The organism is Paragemmobacter ruber, from assembly GCF_009908315.1.
In the GTDB taxonomy this organism is placed as follows: domain Bacteria; phylum Pseudomonadota; class Alphaproteobacteria; order Rhodobacterales; family Rhodobacteraceae; genus Paragemmobacter; species Paragemmobacter ruber.
The window spans coordinates 417,968-444,894 of sequence record NZ_JAAATW010000003.1 but is presented as its reverse complement, the minus strand read 5'-3'; the positions used below and the strand labels follow the sequence as shown (position 1 = coordinate 444,894).

The window sequence follows — 26,927 nt, the reverse complement described above, 5'->3', positions numbered from 1 at the left end:
CGGGGCCTGCATACCGCTGCAATGCCCATACCAATGATCGGGAATTGCGGCAGGACTGGGGCGCAAAAGCGGACGCCCCGCGGCATTTCGGCCGCGGGGCGTTTGGTTCTGCAAGGCCCGTGCCGGATCAGGTGGGCCGGATCAGGCGGCGGCGAGGTCGCGCAGCACGTAGTGCAGCACGCCGCCGTGTTCAACGTATTCGATCTCGATCTCGGTATCGATGCGGCACTTGATCTGGATCGTCTTCGTGGTGCCATCGGCATAGGTGATGTGGCACGGCACGATGGAGAGCGGTTTCAGATCGCCTTCAAGCCCTTCGATGCTGACCACTTCATCGCCCTTGAGCCCCAGCGATTTGCGCGTGTCGCCATTCGTGAATTCGAAGGGGATCACGCCCATGCCGACGAGGTTCGAACGGTGGATGCGTTCGAAGCTTTCCGCGATCACGGCCTTGACGCCCAGCAGCGCGGTGCCTTTGGCGGCCCAGTCGCGGCTGGAGCCCGCGCCGTATTCGATACCGCCGAAGATCACCGTGGGGATGCCCTGTTCCATATAGGCCATGGCGGCATCGTAGATGGAGGTCTGCGCGCCGTCCGGGCCTTTGGTGTAGCCGCCCTCAACCGCATCCAGCATCTCGTTCTTGATGCGGATATTGGCGAAGGTGCCGCGCATCATCACCTCGTGGTTGCCGCGGCGGGCGCCGTAGGAGTTGAACTCCGACACCGGGACCTGGCGTTCCACAAGGTATTTGCCCGCCGGGGTCGTGGGCTTGAAGCTGCCCGCCGGGGAGATGTGGTCGGTCGTGATCATGTCGCCCAGAAGGGCAAGCACGCGGGCGCCAGTGATGTTCTTGATGGTGCCCGGGGTTTTCGACATGCCGCGGAAATAGGGCGGGTTCTGGATGTAGGTCGAGGTGGCCGGCCAGTCATAAGTTTCGGCATCGGTGACCTTGACGCCCTGCCATTTGGGATCGCCCTTGAACACATCGGCGTATTTCTTGAGGAATGCCTCGCGGGTCACGGTGGCGTGGACGAGATCGGCGATTTCCTTGTTGGTGGGCCAGATGTCGCGCAGGTAGACGGGCTGGCCGTCCTTGCCCGTGCCGAGCGGTTCGGTGGTCAGGTCGATGTTCATGTCGCCCGCCAGCGCATAGGCCACGACCAGCGGCGGCGAGGCGAGGTAGTTGGCGCGCACGTCGGGGGAGATGCGGCCCTCGAAGTTGCGGTTGCCCGACAGGACGGCGGTGGCGACGAGATCACCTTCTGCGATGGCCGCGCTGATTTCCGGCTGCAGGGGGCCGGAGTTGCCGATGCAGGTGGTGCAGCCATAGCCCACGAGGTTGAAGCCCACGGCATCGAGGTCTTCCTGCAGGCCTGCAGCGTTGAGGTATTCCGACACGACCTGCGATCCCGGCGCGAGCGAGGTTTTCACCCAGGGCTTGCGGGTCAGACCCAGCGCGCGCGCCTTGCGGGCCACCAGCCCTGCGCCGATCAGGACATAGGGGTTGGAGGTGTTGGTGCAGGAGGTGATCGAGGCGATCACCACCTTGCCCGAGGAGAGCTTGTAATCTTCGCCTTTCACGGCCACTTCGACGCCCATCGGGCGTTTGAAGGTGGCTTCCATTTCCTTGGCGAAGGAGGCCTTGGCATCGGTCAGCGGCAGGTAATCCTGCGGGCGTTTCGGCCCCGAGATCGCGGGGACGATCTCGCCCATGTCGAGATGCAGGGTCGAGGTGTAGACCGGATCGTAATCCGCGCCGCGCCACATGCCGTTGGCCTTGGCATAGGCTTCGACCAGCGCGATGCGGGCCTCATCCCGGCCCGTCTGGCGCAGGTAACGCAGGGTTTCGTCATCGACGGGGAAGAAGCCGCAGGTGGCGCCGTATTCGGGGGCCATGTTGGCGATGGTCGCGCGGTCGGCGAGCGGCAGGTTGTCGAGCCCTTCGCCGTAGAATTCGACGAACTTGTTCACTACGCCATGCTTGCGCAGCATCTGCACGACTTTCAGCACGAGGTCGGTCGCGGTGGTGCCTTCGCGCATGGCGCCTGTCAGCTTGAAGCCCACAACCTCGGGGATCAGCATCGAGACGGGTTGGCCCAGCATCGCGGCCTCGGCCTCGATCCCGCCGACGCCCCAGCCGAGGACGGCAAGGCCGTTGACCATGGTGGTATGGCTGTCGGTGCCCACCAGCGTGTCGGGATAGGCGACCTCATCGCCGTGCTGATCCTTGTCGGTCCAGACGGTTTGCGCGAGGTATTCGAGGTTCACCTGATGGCAGATGCCCGTGCCGGGCGGCACGACGCGAAAATTGTCAAACGCGTTCTGGCCCCATTTCAGGAACACATAGCGTTCCATGTTGCGTTCGTATTCGCGGTCCACGTTGGCCTGAAACGCGCGCGGGGTGCCGAATTCATCAATCATCACCGAATGGTCGATGACGAGATCCACCGGCACGAGCGGGTTGATCTTGGCGGCCGAACCTTTCAGCCCGAGGATGCCGTCGCGCATGGCGGCAAGGTCCACCACGGCGGGGACGCCGGTGAAATCCTGCATCAGCACGCGGGCGGGGCGGTAGGCGATTTCGCGCGGGTTCTGGCCGCCCATCTTGGCCCAGTCGCCGAAGGCGCGGATGTCATCGACGGTGACGGTCTTGCCGTCTTCGAAGCGCAGCATGTTTTCCAAGACCACCTTCAGCGCGGCGGGCAGGCGGGCGAAATCGCCAAGACCTGCGGCCTGCGCGGCGGGGATGGAGTAATAGGCGACGGACTTGCCGCCTGCGGTGAGCGTCTGGCGGGTCTTTGCGCTGTCATGTCCGACGGTGACGGTCATGCTTGCCTCCTGGCTATGGCTGGCGTTGGCGGACTGCCCCGGAAACAGGGCGGATGCGACATACCGGATGCCCGAAAGAATCTGGTCGGGCAAGGCGTCTGCATTGTTGTATGCAATTGTATGCCGAAAATCCAGCCCTGACGGGCAAGGTTTTTCACAGCCCCGCGCGCCATACGCGGCCGCGGGGGTGCGTGTTACAGGTCACAACCGCATGTGAAAATGCCCCGCGGGGCAATCGCAAAACCTTGATTGGCGACGCGGGCGGGCTTTTTGTTACACCCGGGGAAGGCTGGCGGCTGTTAGGGCGCGGGCCGGGAACGGGACGGAACGATCGGGAAGGACCAGATGCGACATATCGTCAGCGCCGCCTGCGGGGCGGTTCTGCTCCTTTCTGCGCCAGTGATGGCGCAATCGACCGAAGGGGTTGTGGTGGAGTTGTACACGAGCCAGGGCTGTGCCTCTTGCCCCCCGGCGGATGCCTTTCTGGCGGAGCTGGCCGTGCATGACGAGGTGATCCCCTTGGCGCTGCATGTAGATTACTGGGATTACATCGGCTGGACCGACAGCTTTGCCCAGGCCGCCTTTACCGAGCGGCAGAAGATGTATGCGCGCGCAGTGAAAAGCCGGATGATCTATACCCCGCAGATGATCGTGGGCGGGGTGGACCGGGTGGAGGGCAACACGCCCGACGCCGTGGTGAACCTGATCGGCAAGCACAAGGCGCTGGACCGGTCGGTGGAGGTGACGCTGGAGCGTCAGGGCGACCGGGTGGTGATCCGCGCCGTGGCCGATCGGCCGTTGTCGCAAGCGGCGGAGGTGCAACTGGTGCGCTATACGCCCGAGGCGGAGGTGACCATCGAGCGGGGCGAAAACGCAGGCCGCGTGGTGACCTATCACAACATCGTCACGGAATGGACGAAGCTGGCCGATTGGCCGGGTGTGGCGCCGCTGGAGATCGAGGCGGAGGCGCCGGGCGATGCGCCGGTGGTGGTGATCGTGCAGGAGCCGGGGCCGGCGGCGGTGCTGGCGGCGGCGCGGCTGCGCTAGGGCTGTGCCTGCCGTCTGGCGCGGGTTTCGCGATGCCAGATGTAGAGACCCGAGGCAACGATGATCCCTGCGCCGAGGAAGGTGAGCGCGTCGGGCCATTCATCGTAGAACAGCACGCCCCAGAGCGTGGCGAGAAGGATGCCCACATAGCCGAAAGGGGCGATGGCGCCCGCTTCGGCGATGGAGAAGGCGCGGATCAGGCAGATCTGCGCGGCGGTGCCAAGGCAACCCACGACAGCGAAGAGCCACAGATCTGCGGTGGCGATCGGCTGCCAGACCGCGGGCATGAGCGCGGAGGTCGCCAGCGTGCCGAGGAGGGCGCCGTAGAACATGGCGGTCCACGGGCTTTCGGTCATGCCGACCTTGCGCGTCAGGAGGGCCGAGGCCGCGTAGCACACAGCGCAGGCCAGCGGCAGCAGGGCGGCGGGGGTGAAGACATCCGCGCCGGGACGGATGATGATGAGCGCGCCGATCATGGCGGCGAAGACGCCCGCGAGGCGGCGGGGGCCGAGCTTTTCCCCCAGAAAGATCGCCGCACCAAGGGTGATGAGGACAGGGTTGATGTCGGCCAGTGCCGTCGCCTCGGCCAGGCCGATATGGGTGAGCGAGGCGAAGAAGAACCCGGTCGCGCCCATTTGGGTGAGCGAGCGCAGCGCATGCAGGCGCGGGTGGCGGGTGCGCAGGGCGGGGGCGAGGCGGATGTTGAGGATGAGGATGACAAGGAAGAGCTGCCCCGCGAAGCGCGCCCAGACGACCTGCGGCGTGGGGTAGCGCTGCACCAGCCCCTTGGCCAGTGCATCCATGGCCGTGAAGAGGAGAAGCGACAGGAGCATCAGAAGGATGCCCTGGCGGGTGGAGGCTTCGGTCGGCTGCTGCATGGATGGATCCCCTCGTCGGAGCGGACCCTAGGCGCGGCGGCGGGCGGGGGCAAGGTGGGGCGGGCCACGTTGCGGGGGGCTTGCGCCCCGGGGGCGGGGTGGGCCCAGGCTGTGGCAGGTGGTGCGCCTTGAGCGATGGGTGTTCGTTTGGCGCAGGCGCCGATCATCGCACAGGGTGGCGGCGGGTGGTGCAGGCGGGGCGGGATCACCCTTCATCCGTTTTCAGCGTGATCTCTCCGGATGCCTCAAGCTGGCGGATGGCGGCGGTGATGGCGGTGTAGGCGGCGTCTGCCTCTTTCGCGGGGACGGCGCCGCGGATGTCCATGTCATCGCGCAGCTGCTGGGCCATGCGGGGGGAGAGCGCGTCGAGGATCGCGGTGACTACGGGGGCGAGGGCGGGATCGGCCTGCGCGGCGGCAAGGGCCGTGATGATCTGGGCCGGGTCCACGGCGCGCAGGAGGCGCGGCATGTCCCGCGGCGCGATGCGGGCGGGGATATGGGCGAAGGTGAAGATGGCGCGGCGCACCTGTTCGGCAAAGGCGGCGTCGGCCTCATCCAGACCGGCGAGGACATCTTCGCGCGTGGCGGTGGGCGAGACGTTGAGGATTGCGCCGATCCTGTCCACCGGGCCGGTGGAGAAGGCGCGCGGGGGGCGGGCGTCAAGCTGGGCTACGAGCGCGGTGCCGATGCGGCGCAACGTTTCCGGCCCGGTGGCCGCGGTGCGCGACATGGCCAGCGCCACGCGGCGCGCGCGATCGCCCGGCATCTGCGCCAAGAGGTCGGCGGCGCGGGCGACGGGCAGTTTCGACAGCGCGACGGCGGCGGTCTCGGCCGCCTCATCCGCAAGGAGGGGCAGCAGTTCCTCGGGCGGGAGGGCGGCGATTCTTTCCCACGGGTCGCCCTTGGCGGTGGAGGCGGCCATGCGGCGCAGGCGGCTGGCGGCATTGGGGGAGATATGGCCATCCACCAGCGCCAGCGCCCCGTCGATCCCGTCGGGGAAGGTGAGGCCGGTGGCATCGAGCGCGGCGAGGAAATCATCCACCACCGCGGCAAGGGTGGCGCGATCCACCAGCCCCATGCGTGCCATCTGTTCGGCGAGCCGTGTCTGGTGATGTTCGGGCAGGCTGGTCAGGGGCAGCGGCGTGCCTTCGGCCAGAAGGAGGCGCACGATGATCGCGGCTTTTTCAGAGGGGGATGTCTGGCGCGGAACGATCGCCCCGGGCGCAGACCCCGGTGTCATGGCGACTGGTGTGATGCGTGCGAGTGCGACGGGGCTTTCGTCTTGCATCGTGGTCCTTCCCGAAGTTGTCTTCGGGAAGGTAGCGGGGCCGGGTTAACCGGCCCTTAGCGCGATCAGGACGTGGTCTGCGGGATGCAGGTGCCCGAGGCGGCGTCGTAGACCGTGCCCTCGGCGCAGGAGGAGGCGGATTGCTGGGTTTTCTCCCAGTTGCAGCCCCCGCCGGCGAGGGCGAAGGTCGGAGCGAGCGAGAGGGTCAGCGCAATGAATGTGGTCTTGATTTTCATGGGTCGTCCTTTGTTTGGCATGTGAATGTCAGCAGGGCGACCGGCGGTCGGAAAATCCGCATCCGGTACGTAACAAAAAGGGTAGCACGGAATCGCGCGATGCAAGGGCGGAAATTTCCGCCCCTGCGGGGAAGCGCCTCTCACGCTTGCGTGATCGGTCTCAGCTGCCGAAAACGCGGGCGAAGATCGTGTCCACATGTTTGGTGTGGTAGCCCAGATCGAATTTCTCTTCGATCTCGGCCGGCGACAGGGCGGCGGTCACCTCGGGGTCGGCCAGGAGTTCGGTCTTGAAATCGGCACCCTGTTCCCAGACCTTCATCGCGTTGCGCTGCACGAGGCGGTAGCTGTCTTCGCGGCTGACACCGGCCTGCGTGAGCGCGAGGAGGACGCGCTGCGACATGATGAGGCCTTTGAACTTGTTGAGGTTCTTCAACATGTTTTCGGGGTAGATGACCAGCTTTTCGATCACGCCCGCAAGGCGGTGCAGCGCGAAGTCGAGCGTGATGGTGGTATCGGGGCCGATGGCGCGTTCGACGGAGGAATGCGAGATGTCGCGTTCGTGCCAGAGCGCCACGTTTTCCAGGGCAGGCGTGACCGACATCCGCACGAGGCGGGCAAGGCCGGTGAGGTTTTCGGTCAGCACCGGGTTGCGCTTGTGCGGCATGGCGCTGCTGCCCTTTTGGCCGGGGCTGAAGAATTCTTCGGCCTCCAGCACCTCGGTCCGCTGCATGTGGCGAATCTCGATGGCGATGTTTTCGATGCTGGAGGCGATGACGCCCAGCGTGGCGAAGAACATGGCGTGGCGGTCGCGGGGGATCACCTGCGTGGAGATGGGTTCGGGGAGAAGGCCCATCATCTTGCAGACATGCTCCTCGACCGCCGGGTCGATATTGGCGAAGGTGCCGACGGCGCCGGAGATGGCGCCGGTGGCGATTTCGGCGCGGGCGTTGACAAGGCGGGCGCGGTTGCGGGCCATTTCGGCGTAGAAGCGCGCGAAGGTGAGGCCCATGGTCGTGGGTTCGGCATGGATGCCGTGGCTGCGGCCGATGCGGACGGTGTCCTTGTGTTCAAAGGCGCGGGTCTTCAGCGCGGCAAGCACCCGGTCCACGCCTGCCAAGAGCAGATCTGCGGCGCGGGCAAGCTGGATGTTCAGCGTGGTGTCGAGCACGTCGGACGAGGTCATCCCCTGATGGACGAAGCGCGCCTCATCATTGCCGATGATTTCGGCCAGATGGGTGAGGAAGGCGATGACGTCATGTTTGGTGACGGCCTCGATCTCATCGATCCGGGCGACGTCGAAGGTGACGTCCTTTGCCTTCCAGACGGCTTCGGCATTGGCCTTGGGGATGACGCCGAGCGCGGCCTGCGCGTCGCAGGCATGGGCCTCGATCTCGAACCAGATGCGAAAGCGGGTTTGGGGGTCCCAGAGGGCGACCATGTCGGGGCGGGAATAGCGGGGGATCATGGCGGGTCTGTCCTTGCGCTGCGTCGCGGGATGCGCGGACGCCTTACGCCGGGAGCGGGGGCGGAACAAGAGGCAGTTGCCCCGGGGAAAGGCTTTGGCGGTTGGGGCGGGGCGTGGCATGCTGCGGGATGCGGTGTGCAGGGAGGACAGCATGGTTGAGGTGGTGAAGGGGCGCGAGGTGACGGTGACCTTTGACGGGGCGAAATGCGTGCATTCGCGCAATTGCGTGCTTGGGAACCCGAAGGTGTTTGTCCCCAATGTGAAGGGGGAGTGGATCTTCCCCGATGCCGCCCCGGCGGAGGCGGTGCTGCGGATCGGGTTCAACTGCCCGTCGGGGGCGATCCGGGTGGCGCGCAATGACGGGGCGGGGTCGTCGGAGGTGGCGCCGGTGGTAAACACGCTGCGGGTGCGGGAGAACGGGCCCTATGCGATCGAGGCGCCGATCCTTGTGCAGGGGGCAGAGGCGGGGGTGCGCGCCACGCTGTGCCGCTGCGGGGCGTCGGCGACAAAGCCCTATTGCGACGGCAGCCATGTGGCGGCGGGGTTCACCGCGACGGGGGAGCCTGCGGCGAAGGAGAGCGCGGCGCTGGAGGCGCGGGACGAGGCGGTGTTGGTGGAGCCGCAGAAGGACGGACCGCTGAAGGTGGTGGGCAATCTGGAGATCGTGTCGGGGACAGGACGGACGGTGAACCGGGTGACGCAAGTGTGGCTGTGCCGCTGCGGGGCGTCGAAGAACAAGCCCTATTGTGATGGCAGCCACAAGGCGGCGGGGTTCGTGGCAGAGTGAACCGTGGATTGTGGTGATAATGTTAAGGTGGCACTTTCGGGCGCGGTCTTAACAAACTGATTTGACGCCTTTAATTCTGATTTTGCTGGCTGCGGCCGGGGCGGGGTGCATCCCCCGCCTCAGGCGCCCATCAGGGCCTTGTCGAATGGGTAGCGTGTTAAGTTCTCGCATCCGGTTTCGGTGATAAGCACCTGATCTTCCAGCTTGATCGAGAAATCGCCACCCTCCGGGCTGACCAGCGCCTCGACGCAGATCGTCATGCCGGGTTCGAGAACGGCGTCGAAGGCGCCTTCCATCCAGCCATCGGGATAGGTGACATAGGGCCATTCATCGCAGAGCCCGACCCCGTGCATCTTGCAGGAGTATTTCTGCTTCCAATACTGATCATCGAGTTGATGGCCGCCGAAGGTAAGCTCGCGGATCGAGACGCCGGGTTTCAGCCGCGCTTGATGGTCGCGGATATGGTCGAGCGCGTGGGCATAGGCCGCGATCATCGCATTGCTGGGGCGCGCGTCGCCCACCCACCAGGTGCGGCTGATGTCGATGCAGAAGCCGTAGGCGCCGATCAGATCGGTATCGAAGGCGACGATTTCGTTGTTCTGCACGATCCTTGGGCCACATTCCTGAAACCAGGGATTGGTGCGGGGGCCGGAGGCGAGGAGGCGGGTTTCGATCCATTCGCCGCCGCGGCGGATGTTTTCGGCATGGAGCACCGACCAGATGTCATCTTCCGAGATGCCGCCCTTGGGAACATTCTCACGGGTGAAGGCCTCCATCGCGGCGACGGCGGTTTCGCAGGCATGGGCGGCGCAGCGCATGGCCAGCATGTCATCAGGCCCCTTGATGGCGCGGGTGCGTTCGGTGACCTCTTCCCCCTCCATCACCTGAAACCCGATGGCTTCGAGCGCGCGCAGGCCGTGGATCATGATCTTGTCCACCGCAAGGCGGCGGTTGGTGCCGGCATGTTCGCGCATCAGATCATCCACCTGCTGGGCGAAGGCCTTGGCCGCCGCCTCGCCCCGGTCGCCGGTGGAGTTGTAGAAGAAGGTGGCGCCGGAGCGCAGTTCGCGGACGATCGGGTTGAAGGTCACGAGGAAGGGGGAGTTCTTGTATTCCCACATCACCATATGCCCATCCGCCATGAGAAGACAGGCGCGGAAGGGGTTGTGGGTGTTCCACAATTGCATGTTGGTGGTATCGGTCGCGTAGCGGATGTTTAGCGGATCGAACATCAGGAGCCCGCCGTAATCGCGCGCCTGCAGCGCGCGGACCAGACGATCCCAGCGGTAGTGGCGCATGGCATCGAGATCGGGCGGCGTGAGGCCCGCGGCCTGCCATTCCGCGAAGGCAAGCTGGGTGGGGCCGATCTCTACCCGGTTGTTGTCATTGGGGCTGCCATCGGCAAGGCGGGGGCCGCGGGTCGGGTCGATCTTGCGGCGGTCGGCGTGGTGCTGGTTCATGGCGTGGCCCCCCTGATGACTAAGGGGAATGGTCGGGCAGGCGTGGTCTGGGCGATTGCCTGAGGGCGACGTGGCGCGCGTCGCATTTGGCCGGGCTTGATGGGCGGGGGCGGGGACGCTAGGCAGGGGGCATGAGAGAGCCGGTTTTTCACGATGCCCTGCCGCATATGCCCTGGACGGATGCCCGCACCTGGCGGCTGCCGGGGATGCTGCCCTGCGAGGCGGAGGACTGGATCCGGCAGGATGAGGCCTTTGCGGGCCAGATGGCCGAGCGGGACTGGCTGATCGCCACGCGCCAGCCGCTTGTCCATGCGCTGTTGCCCGAGGGGCGGGCGGCGGCGGCGGAACTGCTGGCGGTGGTGCTGGACCTGCTGGCGCGGCGGCCCGGCTATGGGGTGGCGGGGGACCGCGTCACGCGGCCCGATGGGGCAGTGGTGCGGGTGGACGCGGCCTTTCCCATGGTCACGCTGGGGCGGCTGGTGCAAGAGGACCTGTGCCTGATGCAGAAGCAGGGCGAGGAGTCGGTGCTGACCGGGGCGATCCTGTGCTTTCCGGCAAGTTGGACGCTGTCCCAGAAGATCGGGCGCCCGATGACCGGCATCCACAAGCCGGTGCACCATTACGACGAGGATATCGCGCGGCGGGTGCAGCGGCTGTTCGATATGGTGCGCGTGGGCCAGCCGTTGGAGCGCTATAATGCGCTGGTCTATGACGATCCGGCGCTGCACAACCCGCGGCTGGAATTCGACAAGCGGCCCTATGCGGTGGAGCGGCTGTACATGCGATCGGAGCGGCAATGCATCCTGCGCCTGCCCCAGACGCAGGCGGTGGTGTTTTCCATCCACACCTATCTGGTGCCGATGGCGCGGTTCTCGGACGCCGAACGCGCGGGCATGGTGGCGGCGGGGCTGTAGCGCCCCCCCCCGCACCCCCGCGTCAGATCACCGACAGGACGGCATCCAGCCCTGCGACTTGGCCAAAGGCCAAGAGCGTGCAGGTCAGCGCCATGACGCGGCTGGAGGCGGTCACATCGCCCCCGCGCAGCAGCGAATGGGTGAGCATGGCCGCGCCCATCGGCAGGTAGACCATCATCAGCGTGACATCGAGCGTGGAGGCGGCCAGTCGCATGCGCACGTTCTGGCCGGTGCTTTCGGGCGCCTCGGGGTATAGGGCGCTGCGGATGCGGGTCAGATCGGGCGTCTTGGGGGCGGTCTTGGCGCCAAGGCTGGGGCGCGGCTGATCGGGTTGGCTGTTGGCGGGCTGAAGCGTGGCGGCGCGGGCGCGTTCGGCCTTGGCCGCCTTGATTGCCATGGCCTTTTCGACAAAGGACACGGGCATGCCGCCATCGACCTCGGGGAAGGCGCGGATCGCCTCGGCCGGGGGGGAGCGGCGGGTGAGGGGAAAGGCCGTGCGCGTGCCGTCGAAATCGGGCAGGCGGTCGAAGAGATCGTCCACCAGATCGGCTGTGACGGGACCGGCCACCTGATGCCAGAGCGTTTCGCGCGGGGCAAAGCGCGCGCGGAGCCGGTCTGCGATGAGATGGCAGAGGTCTTCGTAGCGGCGGCGATCGCGCGGATCGTCGCGGCCATGGGGGCCTGGGCCGACCGAGATCATCAGGCTGGACGGCAGGCCGAGGGCGGCCTCGCCGGTATAGGACAGGGTGAAGCGCACGCCGTGGAGATCGACAAAGACCAGATCTTCGCAGTCCCAGGTGATGTGGCGATCCCCCGCGCCAGAGCGGGCCAGCGCCTCATCCAGTTCGCGCACGAGAAGCGGAAGTTTGAGCGCAGGGTCGCGATCGAAGACGAACTGCGCGATGGTGCTGTCGTCGAGTGCCATGGTCTTGCCCCAGTTATCCAAGCCGTTTGATTCAGCTCTTGTCACCGTCAGGTTGATCCCGAATTGCGCCGATTTTCGGGTGGCTTTGCGGAACTTCACGAGAACGGTGCCGTCTTTTGCCCGATTGTTGCCCGATTTGCGGCTTTCGCGCGGAAAACCGCCGATCCGGGTGGCTTTGTTTTCGATCCGTGGCCGATCCCTCTGCCGGGCAAGCGTGGGGAGCGGGGGGGTGCACAACACAAGGATGTGGCGCTGGCCCCCTACATCAGATCGCGCGGGACTGTCTGGGCCAGCACGAGGATCAGCGCGGTGATCGCCGCCGCCCGTGCGGGCAGGCGCAGGGGGCTGACCATCAGGCGGCGCAGCGCGGGCAGGAGCGCGGGGAAGCGCGGCGCGCGCGGCCGGGTCAGCGCGCGGTGCAGTGTGAGCAGGGTCCGCATCACCGCCAGCGCCATGATCAGTGCCACAAGCCGGGCGAGGATCGGGGCGCGGGCCGGGATGGGCGAGGTGGCGGTTGCCTCGGCCGCGTCGGCCGTGTCGGGCAGCGGGGCGTAGAGCGCATCACGGATCTGGTGCAGGTGATCCTGCAGCGGATCGTGGATCGCGGCGATCTCGGGCCGCGGGCGTGGCGTGCGCCGGGTGACGGCGATCTGGCGCACGGCACGGCGCGGCGTCACGGGTGCGGCAGGCGTGGCGGTAGAGGGGTCTGCCACGCTCTCGGGGGCGGTCATGGTCATCGCGGGCGGGGTCGCGTCGGGCAGGACTGCGGGGGCGGTCTCTGTTGCTTCGGTTGCGGCAAGCGGTGCATCGGGTTCGGCCCCGTCATCATGCCAGAGATTGCGCGCCTCGGGCGGAAGCGTGGCCTCATGGGCGGCCAAGCGGGCGAGGGCGCGGGCGCGGCTGCGTTGCAGGCGCGGGTCGATGTCGGCGCCCGAGAGAGTGTTGCTGTCGAAGACGCCGTCAAAGAGGTTGGGCGCGGGCAGGGCGATCCGGCCCGGTTCCGGCGTCTCGCGCGCGAAGGTGAAGCGCATGGGGCGGCGCGGGGTGATGGCGCGGGCTTCGGTCGGCAGGGCGGCGGTGTCTTCGCCTGATTCGAGGAAAAGGCTGTCAGAGCCTGCGTCCATGATATCATCGGCGCGCGACTCACCCCCTGCGGATGGGGCATCGGCAAGGATCGGCAGCGCGACGGGGGCGATGACCCCGTCTGTGCGCGAAAAATCGGCGGCGATGCGGGCTTCCTCTGGCATGAAGCTTGCAGAGGGGAAGCCGAAGGCGGCCAGCGCCGCCACGCCCGCCGTGATGCCCGGTGCGCCGGCATCGGACAGGGGCGGAAGGCAGAACTCGGTGCCCTGTGCGGCATCGTTGACAAGATCTGACGAGGGTGCGCTGCGGCTGCGGCGCGCCCCGTGGGAGGATTGGAATTCGGGCACGAGGAAGAAGGAAGCGTCACTATCCAGCATGGCGGCATCTCCTTTAGGTTTAGTTAACCGAACCACCGAATCGTGACGAGATTTTGCGCTTTCTGTGGCGCGTCTTGGCGTATTGCCTGCAAATGTTGATGAGCCCGCCGGGCGGTGATTCCGGGTTTGCCCGATGCTGGCCCGAAACCTGTGGCAGGAATGGGAAAAGGCCGCCCGATTGGGGCGGCCTTTCCTTTTTTCGCACCGATCCGAAGGATCAGCAGGAATAGTACATCATGTATTCCACCGGGTGCGGCGTGTGTTCGAAGGCATAGACCTCTTCCCACTTCAGCGCGATGTAGCCTTCAAGCTGATCCTTGGTGAAGACGTCGCCCGCGAGCAGGAATTCGTGATCCTTTTCCAGCTCTTCCAGCGCCTCGCGGAGCGAGCCGCAGACGGTGGGGATGGCGGCCAGTTCTTCGGGCGGCAGATCGTAGAGATCCTTGTCCGAGGCGGGGCCGGGGTCGATCTTGTTCTTGATACCGTCAAGGCCCGCCATCAGCAGCGCCGAGAAGGCCAGATAGGGGTTGGCCGACGGATCGGGGAAGCGTGCTTCAACCCGCTTGGCCTTCGGGCTTTCGGTCCACGGGATCCGGACGCAGCCCGAGCGGTTGCGTGCGGAATAGGCGCGCAGGACCGGGGCCTCGAAGCCGGGGATCAGGCGCTTGTAGCTGTTGGTGGAGGGGTTGGTGATCGCGTTCAGCGCCTTGGCATGCTTCAGGATGCCGCCGATGAAGTAGAGCGCTTCCTGCGACAGGTCGGCATACTTGTCGCCTGCGAAGAGCGGCTTGCCGTCCTTCCAGATCGACATGTTCACGTGCATCCCCGAGCCGTTGTCGCCCTTCATGGGTTTGGGCATGAAGGTCACGGTCTTGCCATAGGCGGCCGCGACGTTGTGGATGACGTATTTGTATTTCTGGATGTTGTCGGCCTGCTGGGTCAGCCCGCCGAAGATCATGCCCAGTTCGTGCTGGCAGGTCGCCACTTCGTGGTGGTGCTTGTCAACCTTGATGCCCATCCGCTTCATGGTGGAGAGCATCTCGCCGCGCAGATCCTGCGCTTCGTCGATCGGGTTCACCGGGAAGTAGCCGCCCTTGTAATTGGCGCGGTGGGCGAGGTTGCCGCCTTCCATCACAGTGTCGGTGTTCCAGGCCGCGGCTTCGGCGTCGATCTGGTAGGACACCTTGTTGGGTGCCACCGAGTAGCGGACGTCGTCGAAGATGAAGAATTCGGCCTCGGGCCCGAAATAGGCCGCGTCACCGATGCCGGAGGATTTCAGATAGGCCTCGGCCTTGGCGGCGGTGCCGCGCGGGTCGCGGGAATAGGCCTCGCCCGTGTCGGGTTCGACGACGTTGCAATGCACGCACATCGTCTTTTCGGCATAGAACGGGTCGATATAGACCGAAGAGGCATCGGGGATGAGCTTCATGTCGGACTGGTCAATCGACTTCCAGCCGGCGATGGAGGAGCCATCGAACATGAAACCTTCTTCGAAGAAGTCTTCATCCACGAGGTCTGCCACCAGGGTGACGTGCTGAAGCTTGCCCTTCGGGTCGGTGAAGCGGATGTCGACATATTCGACCTCCTCGTCCTTCATCAGCTTCAGAGCATTCTTTACTGCGCTCATCATCATGCCTTTCGGTTTGGGTGTTGCAGGTGCCGGGCCGCCAAGCGGGCGGTCGGTATTCGTCAGACCGCGTCGTCGCCGGTTTCGCCGGTGCGGATGCGGATGGCCTGTTCGATGGGGGTGACGAAGATCTTGCCGTCGCCGATCTTGTCGGTGCGGGCGGCCGAGACGATGGCGTTGATCGCCGCATCGACCATGTCATCGGTCAGCACGACCTCGATCTTCACCTTGGGCAGGAAGTCCACGACATATTCGGCGCCACGGTAAAGCTCGGTATGGCCTTTCTGGCGGCCGAAGCCTTTGACTTCTGTCACCGAAAGGCCCTGGATGCCGGCCTCTTGCAGGGCTTCCTTCACCTCGTCCAGCTTGAACGGCTTGATGATCGCCTCGATCTTCTTCATGGGCCGACTCTCCCCCCGTTTGGCTTGCCAAGGACGTCTGACCATGTTCGCATGGGGGCCACAATTGCGGGCGGGCCGGATCGGGCGCTTCGCCATGGGTTTCCGGGCGGCGTGATTAAAAATTGTGCAATAAGCCTTTCCGGTGTGCGGTTTGCGAATGAAATGGGCGGGAAAATGACGGAATTGCTGACCTCTGCCCAAATGCGCGCCATCGAGGCGGCGGCGATTGCCAGCGGTCAGGTGACCGGGCTGGAGCTGATGGAGCGCGCCGGGCGGGGGGTCGTGGAGGCGATCTTTGCGGAATGGCCGGAGTTGCGAGCGGGGTCGTTCCGGGCGGTGGTGCTGTGCGGACCCGGCAACAATGGCGGCGACGGGTTCGTGGTGGCGCGGCTGCTGAAGGAGTGGGGGTGGGAGGTGGAGGTGTTCCTCTACGGTGACCCGGAGAGGATGCCGCCGGACGCGCGGGTGAATTATGAGCGGTGGGTGGGGATGGGGGAGGTGCGGGACATTTCCGCCAAGGATTTCAGTCGCGACGATTTTGACCGCTTTTGGCAAGCCGATTTGGTGGTCGACGCCCTGTTCGGCATCGGACTTGCGCGCCCGGCACCGCTTCTTGAACCCCACAACTATGTGTTGCACCGTCTCTTCAACGACAGTCTTTGGTGGGTTGGGAAGCAGGATCCTGCAAAGATCGTTGCCATTGATCAACCATCGGGGATGTGTGCCGACTCTGGACGTGAGTTGCGGGATGCCAATGGCGAAGGGCCCGATGAACCCTATGCCGCCTATCTGACGGTGACCTTCCATCGACCAAAGGTGGGTCACTTTCTAGAGGACGGTCCCCGCTTTTGCACAAAGCTGAAAGTAGTGGATATTGGTTTGGCTGGTTCGAAGTTCGAAGATTGCGTGACGTCACACCCGTTGCGGAACGGGACATACCTTACGCGGTCGCCCGAAGCTGACTTTGAGGCCATGCAGCGGCTCCGACGTGCCGAGGGCGGTCACAAATACACCCACGGCCATGCTTTCATCCTCTCCGGTCCGTCCGGTCGCGGCGGCGCGGCGCGGCTGGCGGCGCGGGGGGCGTTGCGGGTAGGCGCGGGGCTGGTGACGGTGGGGTGTCCAGCAGAGGCCTTGGTCGAGAACGCGGCGCGGCTGGATGCGGTGATGCTGCGGGTTGTGGAGGATGGGGCGGCGCTGGATGCCGTGCTGGAGGATGGGCGGATCGGGGTGGTCTGTCTGGGGCCGGGGCTGGGGACCGGGGCGCGGGAGGCGGGGCTGGTGGCGGCGGCTTTGGGCGCAAGGGGGGCGGAGCGAGCCGCGTCTCTTGTTCTGGACGCGGATGCGCTGACGATCCTGTCGCGGGAGGCGGGGTTGTTCGGGGCGCTGCATGGGCGCTGTGTGCTGACGCCGCATGGCGGGGAGTTTGCGCGGCTGTTTCCGGATATTGCGGAGAAGCTGGCGGTGCCTGCCACCAAGGGGCCTGCTTATTCCAAGGTGGATGCGACGCGGGAGGCGGCGGCGCGGGCGGGGTGCGTGGTGCTGTTCAAAGGGGCGGATACGGTGATTGCGGCACCCGATGGGCGCTGCGCGGTGAATTCGGCGCATTATGAGCGGGCGGCGCCGTGGCTTGCCACGGCGGGGTCGGGGGATGTGCTGGCGGGCTTCATCGCGGGTCTGATGGCGCGGGGGTTTTCGCCCTTCGATGCGGCCTGCACGGGGGCCTGGCTGCATGTGGAATGCGCGCGGGAGTTCGGGCCGGGGCTGATCGCGGAGGATTTGCCCGAGATGCTGCCTGCGGTGTTCCGGCGGTTGGGAGTGTGAGGCCAATTTTCTTCGAAGAAAATTGCAAATTCCTTCGAAGGAATTTGGGTCGCGGAGGCGGGCGTGGTGCTTGGCATTTTCCTCTCGCATCCCCCTTGGTGCTTTGCTAGAAGGGCGCGGAATTTTCAGGGCGCGTCTGGGCCGGACCTGAGGGGACGGACTGGCGGGCTTTGAGCAATTTGCGGGCGTGGCGGAATTGGCAGACGCACCGGATTTAGGTTCCGGCGCCTTACGGCGTGGGGGTTCAAGTCCCTTCGCCCGCACCAGGGATGAGATGAGAAGGACGGAAACATGCAGGTCACCGAGACCCTGAACGAAGGTCTGAAGCGCGCCTACACCATCACGGTGACGGCGGCCGAGCTGGAGGCGAAGGTTCAGGAAAAGCTGGTCGAGGCGCAGCCCGAGATCGAGATGAAGGGTTTCCGCAAGGGCAAGGTGCCGCTGGCGATCCTGAAGAAGCAGTTCGGTCAGCGCCTGCTGGGCGATGCGATGCAGGACGCGATCGACGGCGCGATGAAGGACCACTTCGACAAGACCGGTGACCGCCCGGCGCTGCAGCCGGAAGTGAAGATGGTCGATGGCGAGTCCTGGTCGGAAGGCAAGGATGTCGTGGTCGAGATGTCCTACGAGGCGCTGCCGCCGATCCCGGATGTGGATGCGGGCAAGATCACGCTGGAGAAGCTGGTCGTGAAGGCGGCGGATGCGGATGTGGAAGAGGCGCTGAAAAACCTCGCCGCGACCGCGCAGAATTTCGAGGACCGCAAGAAGGGCGCCAAGGCCAAGGATGGCGATCAGGTCGTGATCGACTTCAAGGGTTCGGTCGATGGTGAGCTGTTCGAGGGTGGCTCGGCTGACGATTATGCGCTGGTGCTGGGGTCGAAGTCGTTCATCCCCGGGTTCGAGGATCAGCTGATCGGCGCCAAGGTGGGCGACGAGGTTGCGGTGAACGTGACCTTCCCCGAGGAATATGGCGCCAAGCATCTGGCCGGGAAAGCGGCGGTCTTTGCCTGCACCATCAAGGCGGTGAAGGAGCCCAAGCCCGCCGAGATCGACGACGAGCTGGCCAAGAAATACGGGGCCGAGGATCTGGCCGCGTTGAAGGGCCAGATCGCCGAGCGGCTGGAGGCGGAGTACAAGGGCGCCTCGCGCGCGGTGCTGAAGCGGGCGCTGCTCGACCAGCTGGATGCGCAGGTGAAGTTTGACCTGCCCGCGCGTCTGGTGGAGGCGGAAGCCGCGCAGATCGCCCATCAGCTGTGGCACGAGGAAAACCCGCAGGAGCACGGCCATAACCACGGCAATATCGAGCCGACGGAAGAGCACAAGACGCTGGCCGAGCGTCGGGTGCGGCTGGGCCTGCTGCTGGCTGAGGTGGGCCGCAAGGCCGAGGTGACGGTGACGGATGCCGAGATGACGCAGGCCGTGCTGGCGCAGGCCCGCAACTATCCGGGGCAGGAGCGCGCCTATTTCGAGTTCGTGCAGAAGAACCAGCAGGTGCAGCAGCAGCTGCGCGCGCCGATCTTTGAGGACAAGGTTGTCGATCACATCGTGGCGGGTGCCAAGGTGACCGAGAAGGAAGTCGGCAAGGACGAGCTGCAGAAGGCCATCGAGGCTCTGGACGAGATGTAAGGGCTGCGCCCTTTGGGCAGGGAGAGAGGGCCGGGGTTTCCCCGGCCCTTTTTTCATGCGCTGCGGCGGGCTTCGCGCCACAGGATGTAGAGCCCCGCGCCCGTGATGATGGCGATTCCGGCCCAGTCGGTGCCGTCGGGCCAGTCGCGCCAGAAGAGCCAGCCGAAAAGGACCGACCAGATCAGCCCGGTATATTCGAAAGGTGTGACGACCGAGGCCTCGGCCACGCGATAGGCCTGTGTCAGCAGGGTGAGGCCTGCTGCGGCGATGATGCCGCAGGCCATCATGAGGGCAAGGTCGAGCGCGGTCGGCATCACCCAGCCGCGCAGGAGGAAGGCGAGCGAGGGGTGGGCGTCGCCCTCCCACGCGCCGGAGCCGAAGATCAGCGACAGCAGGATCGCACCCATCAGAAAGACGGCATTGCCCCAGAAGGCCAAGGCGGAGGCCGTTTCGGACGTGCCGAGGCGGCGCGCGGCGATCATGGAGATGGCATAGGTGAGGCCCGAGAGGACGGGAAGGAGGGCCGCCCAGTCAAACAGCGCGCCGCCGGGGCGCACCATGATGAGCAGGCCCGCAAAGCCCGCCATCAGCGCGATCCACCGCCGTGGACCGACCGTTTCGGACAGGAAGACCACCGACAGGATGGTGATGAAGAGGGGCGCGGAGAAGTAAAGCGCCACGGTCGTGGCCATAGGCAGGGCGGCGAGGGCTAGGTAATAGCAGGTATAGGCCGCGAACATCACCAGCCCGCGCAGGATCATGGCGCGGGTGCCGGGGGTGACGAGGCTGCGCAGCCCCCCCTCCCAATGCACGAGGAAGAGGAGGAACGGGATCGCCGTGAGCGAGCGCAGCAGCATCGCCTGATGCAGGGGATAGGCGCCCGAGAGGAGTTTCAGGATCAGGTCCTGCACGGAGAACACCGCCACGCCCGCGACAAGGAAGGCGATGCCTTTCGCGGTCTGGCCCGGCAGGGGATGGGGGGTGGTGGTCATGCTGCGCTCTCCACGCCCTAAGCTAGGGGGCGCGGGCGGGGCGGGGTTGGACGCGGGCGACATGCCGCTGTCGCGTCTGCCTGTGTCGCGCGTGCCGGGGGGGGGGGGCAGAAGGAGAAAACCGCGCAGGTTGCCCTGCGCGGTTTGCTTTGCTGTGATGTGGAAAGGCGCTTACGCGTCTTCGGAGGCCGCGCCGCCGATATCGTCGAAAAGCTCGGCGATTTCGAAATCAGCTGCGGCTTCGGCTTCGGCCGCCAGTTCCTGGATCGACTTGCCCGAGGCCTGCAGTTCGGCTTCTTCCGGCGAACGCGCCACGTTCAGGGTAATGCGTACGGCCACTTCGGGGTGCAGCACGACCGAGACGGAGTGCAGGCCCAGATCCTTGATCGGGCGGTCCAGCACGACCTGCGCGCGGTTCACGGTGAAACCGGCGGCGGTGGCGGCTTCGGCCGCGTCACGCGTGGTGACCGAGCCGTAGAGGGCGCCGGCGTCCGAGGCGGAGCGAATCACCACGAAGGTCTGACCGTCGAGCTTGGCGCCCACGGCTTCGGCCTCTTTCTTCGTTTCCAGGTTTTGCGCTTCGAGCTGCGCCTTCCGGGTTTCGAAGGATTTGATGTTCGCCTCGTTGGCGCGGAGCGCTTTGCCCTGCGGCAGGAGGTAGTTGCGGGCGTAGCCGTCCTTGACGTTCACGACTTCGCCCATCTGGCCCAGCTTGGCCACGCGCTGAAGGAGGATAACTTGCATGTTCGTCGCTCCTTACTTCACGGCGTAGGGAAGGAGCGCGAGGAAACGGGCGCGTTTGATCGCCTGTGCCAGTTCACGCTGCTTCTTGGCCGAGACGGCGGTGATGCGGGACGGCACGATCTTGCCGCGCTCGGAGATGTAGCGCTGCAGGAGACGGACATCCTTGTAGTCGATCGCGGGGGCATTGTCGCCCGAGAAGGGGCAGACCTTGCGGCGACGGAAAAACGGTTTGTTTGCCATGGTTTAGGTTCCTTTCCCTGGCCGGATCAACGACGGAAGCCGCCGCGGTCGCCACCACGGTCGCCACCACGATCTGCACCGCGGTCACCGCCACGGTCGGGACGGTCGCCAAAGCTGCGCTCGCGGCGTTCGCCGCCGCCGAAGCCGCCTTCGGAGCGTTCGCCCCGCTCGCGGTCATCGCGCTTTTGCATCTGCACCGACGGGCCTTCGCCATGGGCATCGACCTTGATGGTCAGGACGCGCATCACATCGTCATGCAGGCGCATCAGGCGTTCCATTTCCTGCACGGCGGCCGAGGGGGCATCCGATTTCAGGAAGGCGTAGTGGCCCTTGCGGTTCTTGTTGATCTTGTAGGCCATCGTCTTGACGCCCCAGTACTCCGACTCGACGACCTTGCCGCCGTTGTCCGCGAGAACCGTGGAGAAATGTTCGATCAGCCCTTCGGCCTGCGCGTTGGAAAGGTCCTGGCGCGCGATGAAGACATGCTCGTAAAGAGCCATGTTCACTCCAGTTCTGGTCAGGGTGCATTTCATAGGGCGGGCGTTTGGCCTTTCCGCGGCCCGTCCACGAGAGGCTGCACCGGTTCACGTGAGTGCGGAAAGGATGCGGCCTTATACAGAAAGGCGGGCAGAGTGCAAGCGCGCGCGGAAAGGCGGGACGCGGGGGCGACGTTTGACGCAAACGTCGCCCCCCATTCTGGCGCAGACGGCCGAGGGCGACCGGCGGGTGGCGAAATCTGTGTCGGATTTCGGCGCGTTTTCTGCGTCAGAAAACGCTTCAGCGGGCCGAGGCAGGCAGGCCGAAGAGCCGGTCGAAGGCCCAGGTGAAGATCCATGTATAGACGAGGAAGGCCAGGATCAGCGCGGCCTCGTAGGCCAGCGCTTCGATCAGCGGCACGACGAACCACCACATGGTCAGCGGCAGGAGGAACAGGACGAGCCCCGCCTCGAACAGAAGGGCATGGGCGCTGCGGCGGGCGAGGCTGCGGCCACGGACGGGCTGGCGCGTCTCCCACGCCTCGAATCCGGCGTTGAAGGCAAGGTTCCACAGCATGGCGATGGTGGAAGCCATGACCGAGAAGACGAGGCTTTTGCCGGCCGTCGTCTCGGCCATGGCGAGGAGCAGGAGGGTGGACAGCAGGATCCCGCCCGCCTCGAACGTGGTGGCATAGATCAGGCGGCGGAGGCGGGGGCGGTCATGCAGGGCCATGCTGCGGCATCTGGCACGCCTGTGGCGGGGCGGCAAGGGGCCGCGCGGGCAGGAGCCCGCGTCAGACCCGATAGGCCAGACGCAGGCCACCCCAGTGGCGGCCCTGCACGAAGATCGGGGCCGAAACATCCTTCATCAGCGCGAAGACCCCGCCGCCCATGTCGCGGCGGTAGGATTGCAGCAGGAAGGGATTGGTGTTGCGGCCTGCCGCCAGCCCCACGCGATCGGCGAAGATGCGTCGGTTGCGGCAGTTGGCGGCGTTCCAGGTGGGATCGCCGGGGCGCTGGGGGGCCGAGAACTTGCGGTTATGGGTGGGCAGATAGCCATTCACATCGACCGCCGCGCAAAAGACGACGGCGGGCGACAGGGCAAGGAGCGGCTCTTGCACGGGGGGGAGCAGGCGATCGGTGAGTGTGGTGAAGGCGGCCATGACCTGTGCCGGATCGCTGCCGGGGATCGGGCGGTAGTCATGATCGAAGAGGTCGCGCAACGATATGCGACCAGCCTGCACCTCGGCCGAGAAGAGGGCGGAGATTTCCGCGGCGGCGGCCTGCACGGCGTTGATATAGGGGGTATCCACCGTTTCCACCCCCAGCCGCGCGGTGGAGGAGACGAGCCGTTCGCTGGCATCGACAAGGCCCGAGAGGCTGGCCTTGGCGGCGGAGAGGCGGCCTGCGGCCTGTGTCACGCCAGCGCCGATGCCGTGGAAGCCCTGCTCGGTCGCGGTTACGAGGTCGGTGGCGGTTTCGGTGGTTTCGGTGATCAGGTCCTGGCGGTTGGCGATGGTGAGAACGGCGCTGTCAATTTCCGTCATCACGCGGGCGACGTGGCCTGCCTCGCGCCGCACCTTGGCGGCGCTGTCGGCGGCGGCGCGGCCGGTTTCGGCGAAGGCCGTGATCTCGCGCGTGAGATCGGCGAGGTTGTTCTCGATCTGGCGGGTGGCGTCCTGCGTGCGGCTGGAGAGTTGTTTCACCTCTTGCGCGACGACCATGAAGCCGCGCCCCGCCGCCCCGGCACGCGCGGCCTCGATCGAAGCGTTGAGGGCAAGGAGGTTGGTGGTGCGGGCGATGGCATCAATATCGCCCGCGGCCCGGGCGACCTTTGTCAGCGCGCCGGTCAGCGCCTCGATCCGGTCGCTGAGCGCGGCCACCTGATTGGCCAGCGCGGTGACATCGGCGAGCGCGGCGTCGATCCGGGTCTGGCCTGAGGCCACGGTCTGGCGCGCCTCGACCGTGGCGGAGCGCGCGCTGCCGGCGGCGCCGCGGATGGCGTCATTGCCCTGGGCAAGCGCCTCGGACAGGCTGCGCAGATTGGTGAGGGTTTCCACCTGGCTGTGCATCAGGCGATCCACATCCTCGACCGCGCCGGACACGTCGGCGAGCGAGACCGAAAGCGTGCCCACCTCGGCGGCGATCTCGCGGATCACGGCCACCTCGAGCGGGGCGTCGTCCGGGGCTGCGCACGGGCCGGGGGGGGTGTCCAAGGGGGGCAGTTCGGCGGCGATCAGGTCTTTCATGGGCACCTTCTTCTGGGCAGTCGCGGGGGGCCGTCTTGTGGGCCTGCGCGGGCGGAGGGGCCGCCCTGCGAGACTCGATAGTCTAACGACCGTACAGGCCATCGGTTTACCGTTGGTTGCAGGCGTTGCATTTGCCGTGCCACCTGCGCGTGCCACACGGGGATGGGGCGGGGCTTGGGGCGGGGCGGGGACGATTGCGCGGCGGGGGCGCTTTGGGTAAGGCGGGAGCAGGGCCCGCGCGGACGGGCCGGGGTGATCATGGAGGGGCAGGCGATGAGCCGTGCATTCGTATTCCCGGGGCAGGGGGCGCAGACCATCGGCATGGGGCGCGCGCTGGCCGAGGCCTATCCGGCAGCGCGGGCGGTGTTTGACGAGGTGGATGCCGCGCTGGGGGAAAAGCTTTCGGCGCTGATCTGGGAGGGCGACATCGCGGAACTGACGCTGACGCAGAATGCCCAGCCCGCGCTGATGGCCACATCAATCGCGGCCTTGCGCGCGCTGGAGGCGGAAGGGATCACCGTGGCCAAGGATGCGGCCTTTGTCGCGGGCCATTCGCTGGGCGAGTATTCAGCGCTCTGTGCGGCGGGGGCGCTTGGGCTTGCCGATACGGCGCGGTTGTTGCGCATCCGGGGCCGGGCGATGCAGGAGGCCACGCCGGTTGGCCTTGGGGCGATGGCGGCGCTGTTGGGCCTTGACTACGAGGCAGCGATGGCGGTGGCCGCCGAGGCCGCGCAGGGCGAGGTGTGCCAAGCGGCCAATGACAACGATCCCGCGCAGGTTGTGGTGTCGGGCCACAAGGCCGCGGTGGAGCGGGCGGTGGAGATCGCGAAGGCGCGCGGCGCGAAGCGGGCGCTGATCCTGCCGGTGAGCGCGCCCTTCCATTGCGCGCTGATGCAGCCCGCCGCCCATGTGATGGCCGAGGCGCTGGCCGCCGTGGTGATCGAAAAGCCGGTGGTGCCGGTGGTGGTGAACGTGCGTGCGGAAGCCGTGACAGAGCCGGATCGCATCCGCGATCTTCTGGTGGCGCAGGTGACGGGCGCGGTGCGCTGGCGCGAGTCGGTGATGTGGATGGAAGGCGCGGGCGTGACCGAGTTCTGGGAGATCGGGGCCGGAAAGGCGCTGTCGGGGATGGTCAAGCGGATCGTGACGGGCGATGTGGTGACGCGCGCCATCGGCACGCCCGATGATGTGGTCGCGGCGAAGGGTTGACGTCAGGCGCGTGACGGTGGGGCCGTGCGGCCCTGCCATCCCACGCGGATGGTTCTGCAAGCGAGGAATGGCATGGCTGAGGACGAGGTAGAGGTGCCGGGTTTTGGCCTGCTGCCGCACTGTTCCTTTGGCTCGTCCCCCGACATCGAGGAGCGCCTGGCGGCGCTGGTGATTGTCGGGCGCAAGCGGGCCACGGTCTGGGACGGGCGGGAAGAGAACCCGACCGCGCCCGGCAAGCGATGGGCGGTGATGGCGCGGGGGCGTGTCGTAGCGGTGATGGAGACCGTGGCCGTGGGGCGGCGGCGGTTTTGCGACATCGACGCGGATTTCGCCGCGCTGGAGGGTGAGGGGGATGGATCGCTTGCCTTCTGGCGGCAGGCGCATGAGGAGTACTTCACCCCTACCGGGGCCTTTGACCCGGAGATGTGGCTGTGGTGGGAGGAGTTCCGGCTTGTGGCCGTGATCGACAGCGCGCTTGCCGCCGCGGCGCCGGCGCATGTGGCGGCGGAAGAGGCGGAGGCGCGGGCGGCGCTGGCGGCGCGGGGCTAGCTGCGGCGGCTGTCAAGCGGCGTGACGCTGGCCCCCTGCGGCGGTGCGAGATGGCCGGTGAGGCGGCGGCGCAGATGAGCGGCGTCGAAATCCGGCTCTACCTCGATCAGGGGGATGCCCGCACGGCGGAGCACTTCGCGCTTGATGGCATCGCGCAGGAAGGCGTTGCCTTGGTGGTGGCCCTCGCCCTGATACTCCACCGCAACGGCAAGGCGACCGCCACGGTCGATGATCGCGAAGTCCAGCCGTTTTGCGTTGATCGAGGCGAAGGCGGCGCTGCGGTCGGCTTCGGTCGCGCTGTCGGGTTTGGGGCGGATCAGCTCTCCCAGGCTGGTCTGTGCCATCACGCGGTGGCCCGTGCGCAGATCGCGGGTGATAGATTCGAGCAGGGGCAGGAGCCGGGCCTCCTGCCGGTTGAGAAGGGGCGTGGGTTCGAACGTCACCCGGGCGATGGCGTGAAGCTGCTGCGCCGGATCGCGCAGGTCGGGGGCCGGGGGTGGAGGCAAAGGGGCGGAATCCGGCACGGCGCGCAGGCGTGGCGTGGCCTTGCCTTCCCAATGGCTGAACTGTTCGCGACCCTGATGCGACCGGCGGCGGCGGCGGCGCGGGCGCAGGTGCAGGTAGAGCGCATGGGCGATGACCGCCGTAATGGCGAGAAGCGCCAGCGCGTCACTGAAGGAGATGTCGTTCATCATGGCTTTGTGCCTATCGGCCATAAGCCCCCGCTATCACTGTGCAGGAAAGGGGCGGGGTCGCGCAATGGCTGGCACGCGGTTATTGATGCTGCTAGGGAAACCCTGAGTTTCTGGAGTTGAGGGAGCGGACGGATGTTCGATCTGACGGGAAAGGCGGCGCTGATCACCGGGGCGTCGGGCGGGATCGGGGCCGATGTGGCGCGCGCGCTGCACAAGGCCGGGGCGACGGTCGGGTTGTCGGGCACGCGGGTGGAACCGCTGGAGGCGCTGGCGGCAGAACTGGGCGGGCGCGCGCATGTGCTGCCCTGCAACCTGTCGGTGGCGGAAGAGGTTGAAGGATTGGTCAAGCGCGCGGCCGAGGCGATGGGATCGGTCGATATCCTTGTGAACAATGCAGGCATCACGCGCGACGGCCTTGTGATGCGGATGAGCGACGAGGATTGGGCGAGCGTGATCGACGTGAACCTGACCGCGACCTTCCGGCTGTGCCGGGCCGCGGTGCGCGGCATGATGAAGGCGCGCTGGGGGCGGATCGTGAATATCGGGTCGGTCGTCGGCACCACCGGCAATGGCGGGCAGGTGAACTATTCCGCCGCCAAGGCGGGGCTTCTGGGCCTGTCGAAATCGCTGGCCGCCGAGGTGGCAAGCCGGGGGATCACGGTCAACGTCGTGGCGCCGGGCTTCATCGCCACGGCCATGACTGACAAGCTGAACGACGAGCAGAAGGCGCGCATCCTGACGGCGGTGCCCGCCGGGCGGATGGGCGACCCGGCCGAGATTGCTGCGGCGGTTCTGTATCTTTCGTCGCCGGAAGCGGCTTATGTGACGGGTGCCACCTTGCATGTGAACGGCGGGATGGACATGGTCTGAGGATCGCCACGCGCCTGTGGTCTTGGAAAGCGTTTGCCTTGGCGGAACGCCCTTGCTATAGGCGCGGCGACTGGGCCGGGATGAAACCCGGCCTTCCCGTGTGGAAATGCGGGTCAGGTGCCTTTCGGGGCAGGGA

The 26,927-nt window shown here is 66.3% G+C and carries 25 protein-coding genes and 1 tRNA gene; 9 read left to right on the top strand and 17 right to left on the bottom strand.

Features of this window, described 5'->3' with window-relative positions:
• Positions 1 to 141 precede the first annotated feature (141 nt).
• Complete coding sequence (gene acnA, locus GU920_RS14365; protein ID WP_161767766.1) at positions 142 to 2,829, bottom strand: aconitate hydratase AcnA; 2,688 nt, start codon at positions 2,827 to 2,829, stop codon at positions 142 to 144.
• A gap of 345 nt (positions 2,830 to 3,174) precedes the next feature.
• On the opposite strand from acnA, the gene GU920_RS14360 reads away from it, so the two are divergent.
• A complete protein-coding gene (locus GU920_RS14360; protein WP_161767765.1) occupies positions 3,175 to 3,876 on the top strand; it encodes a DUF1223 domain-containing protein in 702 nt (233 codons plus the stop codon).
• Here GU920_RS14360 and GU920_RS14355 read toward each other — a convergent pair.
• The 4 genes from GU920_RS14355 to purB all read right to left on the bottom strand — a co-directional run bounded on the left by GU920_RS14355 (position 3,873) and on the right by purB (position 7,743).
• Complete coding sequence (locus GU920_RS14355; protein WP_161767764.1) at positions 3,873 to 4,754, bottom strand: DMT family transporter; 882 nt, start codon at positions 4,752 to 4,754, stop codon at positions 3,873 to 3,875. The two genes, GU920_RS14360 and GU920_RS14355, sit on opposite strands and share 4 nt — an antisense overlap.
• Positions 4,755 to 4,959: 205 nt before the next feature.
• Positions 4,960 to 6,042: a FliG C-terminal domain-containing protein gene (locus GU920_RS14350; protein WP_235933305.1), complete on the bottom strand. Its 1,083-nt coding sequence runs from the start codon at positions 6,040 to 6,042 to the stop codon at positions 4,960 to 4,962.
• 65 nt (positions 6,043 to 6,107) lie between these two features.
• Complete coding sequence (locus tag GU920_RS14345) at positions 6,108 to 6,278, bottom strand: adenylosuccinate lyase (protein ID WP_161767763.1); 171 nt, start codon at positions 6,276 to 6,278, stop codon at positions 6,108 to 6,110.
• 160 nt (positions 6,279 to 6,438) lie between these two features.
• Positions 6,439 to 7,743 (bottom strand): adenylosuccinate lyase, encoded by a 1,305-nt coding sequence (gene purB, locus GU920_RS14340; protein ID WP_161767762.1) that lies wholly within the window; start codon positions 7,741 to 7,743, stop codon positions 6,439 to 6,441.
• 151 nt (positions 7,744 to 7,894) lie between these two features.
• Here purB and GU920_RS14335 point away from each other — a divergent pair, with 151 nt between their 5' ends.
• The gene (locus GU920_RS14335) at positions 7,895 to 8,530 is read left to right on the top strand and encodes a CDGSH iron-sulfur domain-containing protein (protein WP_161767761.1); all 636 of its coding nucleotides are present in this window, start codon (positions 7,895 to 7,897) and stop codon (positions 8,528 to 8,530) included.
• A gap of 119 nt (positions 8,531 to 8,649) precedes the next feature.
• On the opposite strand, the gene dddP is transcribed toward GU920_RS14335, so the two are convergent.
• Positions 8,650 to 9,990: a dimethylsulfonioproprionate lyase DddP gene (gene dddP / locus GU920_RS14330; protein ID WP_161767760.1), complete on the bottom strand. Its 1,341-nt coding sequence runs from the start codon at positions 9,988 to 9,990 to the stop codon at positions 8,650 to 8,652.
• Between the two features lie 131 nt (positions 9,991 to 10,121).
• Between dddP and GU920_RS14325 the strand changes: the two genes are divergently transcribed.
• Positions 10,122 to 10,904: a heme-dependent oxidative N-demethylase family protein gene (locus GU920_RS14325; RefSeq protein WP_161767759.1), complete on the top strand. Its 783-nt coding sequence runs from the start codon at positions 10,122 to 10,124 to the stop codon at positions 10,902 to 10,904.
• Positions 10,905 to 10,926: 22 nt separating this feature from the next.
• Here GU920_RS14325 and GU920_RS14320 read toward each other — a convergent pair whose 3' ends face one another.
• The 4 genes from GU920_RS14320 to GU920_RS14305 all read right to left on the bottom strand — a co-directional run bounded on the left by GU920_RS14320 (position 10,927) and on the right by GU920_RS14305 (position 15,317).
• Complete coding sequence (locus GU920_RS14320; RefSeq protein ID WP_161767758.1) at positions 10,927 to 11,829, bottom strand: hypothetical protein; 903 nt, start codon at positions 11,827 to 11,829, stop codon at positions 10,927 to 10,929.
• A 260-nt stretch (positions 11,830 to 12,089) separates the two neighbouring features.
• On the bottom strand, positions 12,090 to 13,289 hold the full coding sequence (locus GU920_RS14315) for a hypothetical protein (RefSeq protein WP_161767757.1): 1,200 nt from the start codon (positions 13,287 to 13,289) through the stop codon (positions 12,090 to 12,092).
• Positions 13,290 to 13,506: 217 nt separating this feature from the next.
• Positions 13,507 to 14,916, bottom strand: coding sequence for a type I glutamate--ammonia ligase (glnA, locus tag GU920_RS14310; protein ID WP_161767756.1), 1,410 nt, complete (start codon positions 14,914 to 14,916; stop codon positions 13,507 to 13,509).
• A 62-nt stretch (positions 14,917 to 14,978) separates the two neighbouring features.
• Entirely contained in the window at positions 14,979 to 15,317 is a 339-nt protein-coding gene (locus tag GU920_RS14305; RefSeq protein WP_161767755.1) for a P-II family nitrogen regulator, read from the bottom strand.
• A gap of 174 nt (positions 15,318 to 15,491) precedes the next feature.
• Here GU920_RS14305 and GU920_RS14300 point away from each other — a divergent pair, with 174 nt between their 5' ends.
• The 3 genes from GU920_RS14300 to tig all read left to right on the top strand — a co-directional run bounded on the left by GU920_RS14300 (position 15,492) and on the right by tig (position 18,767).
• Positions 15,492 to 17,141 (top strand): NAD(P)H-hydrate dehydratase, encoded by a 1,650-nt coding sequence (locus GU920_RS14300; RefSeq protein ID WP_161767754.1) that lies wholly within the window; start codon positions 15,492 to 15,494, stop codon positions 17,139 to 17,141.
• Between the two features lie 181 nt (positions 17,142 to 17,322).
• Positions 17,323 to 17,407: transfer RNA gene (locus GU920_RS14295), tRNA-Leu, on the top strand.
• A gap of 25 nt (positions 17,408 to 17,432) precedes the next feature.
• The gene (tig, locus tag GU920_RS14290) at positions 17,433 to 18,767 is read left to right on the top strand and encodes a trigger factor (RefSeq protein WP_161767753.1); all 1,335 of its coding nucleotides are present in this window, start codon (positions 17,433 to 17,435) and stop codon (positions 18,765 to 18,767) included.
• A gap of 53 nt (positions 18,768 to 18,820) precedes the next feature.
• Here the strand turns inward: tig and GU920_RS14285 are convergent, their stop codons facing one another.
• From GU920_RS14285 to GU920_RS14260, 6 genes are all read right to left on the bottom strand, one after another.
• On the bottom strand, positions 18,821 to 19,759 hold the full coding sequence (locus GU920_RS14285) for a DMT family transporter (RefSeq protein ID WP_161767752.1): 939 nt from the start codon (positions 19,757 to 19,759) through the stop codon (positions 18,821 to 18,823).
• A 171-nt stretch (positions 19,760 to 19,930) separates the two neighbouring features.
• Positions 19,931 to 20,503 (bottom strand): 50S ribosomal protein L9, encoded by a 573-nt coding sequence (gene rplI / locus GU920_RS14280; RefSeq protein WP_161767751.1) that lies wholly within the window; start codon positions 20,501 to 20,503, stop codon positions 19,931 to 19,933.
• Between the two features lie 12 nt (positions 20,504 to 20,515).
• Positions 20,516 to 20,743, bottom strand: a complete 228-nt coding sequence (gene rpsR / locus GU920_RS14275; RefSeq protein WP_023666208.1) for a 30S ribosomal protein S18 — start codon at positions 20,741 to 20,743, stop codon at positions 20,516 to 20,518.
• 26 nt (positions 20,744 to 20,769) lie between these two features.
• Positions 20,770 to 21,243 (bottom strand): 30S ribosomal protein S6, encoded by a 474-nt coding sequence (rpsF, locus tag GU920_RS14270; protein ID WP_161767750.1) that lies wholly within the window; start codon positions 21,241 to 21,243, stop codon positions 20,770 to 20,772.
• A gap of 277 nt (positions 21,244 to 21,520) precedes the next feature.
• Positions 21,521 to 21,952 (bottom strand): PACE efflux transporter, encoded by a 432-nt coding sequence (locus tag GU920_RS14265; protein ID WP_161767749.1) that lies wholly within the window; start codon positions 21,950 to 21,952, stop codon positions 21,521 to 21,523.
• 61 nt (positions 21,953 to 22,013) lie between these two features.
• The gene (locus GU920_RS14260) at positions 22,014 to 23,468 is read right to left on the bottom strand and encodes a methyl-accepting chemotaxis protein (RefSeq protein ID WP_161767748.1); all 1,455 of its coding nucleotides are present in this window, start codon (positions 23,466 to 23,468) and stop codon (positions 22,014 to 22,016) included.
• A 273-nt stretch (positions 23,469 to 23,741) separates the two neighbouring features.
• Between GU920_RS14260 and fabD the strand changes: the two genes are divergently transcribed.
• Together fabD and GU920_RS14250 are read left to right on the top strand one after the other, a co-directional pair.
• Entirely contained in the window at positions 23,742 to 24,677 is a 936-nt protein-coding gene (gene fabD, locus GU920_RS14255) for an ACP S-malonyltransferase (protein ID WP_161767747.1), read from the top strand.
• 72 nt (positions 24,678 to 24,749) lie between these two features.
• Positions 24,750 to 25,226: an ASCH domain-containing protein gene (locus tag GU920_RS14250; protein WP_161767746.1), complete on the top strand. Its 477-nt coding sequence runs from the start codon at positions 24,750 to 24,752 to the stop codon at positions 25,224 to 25,226.
• Here GU920_RS14250 and GU920_RS14245 read toward each other — a convergent pair.
• Positions 25,223 to 25,921 carry a DUF2726 domain-containing protein gene (locus tag GU920_RS14245; RefSeq protein ID WP_161767745.1) on the bottom strand — a complete coding sequence of 233 codons (699 nt, stop codon included), beginning with the start codon at positions 25,919 to 25,921 and terminating at the stop codon, positions 25,223 to 25,225. The two genes, GU920_RS14250 and GU920_RS14245, sit on opposite strands and share 4 nt — an antisense overlap.
• A 132-nt stretch (positions 25,922 to 26,053) precedes the next feature.
• On the opposite strand from GU920_RS14245, the gene fabG reads away from it, so the two are divergent.
• Entirely contained in the window at positions 26,054 to 26,791 is a 738-nt protein-coding gene (fabG, locus tag GU920_RS14240) for a 3-oxoacyl-[acyl-carrier-protein] reductase (protein WP_161767744.1), read from the top strand.
• Positions 26,792 to 26,927: the final 136 nt, after the last annotated feature.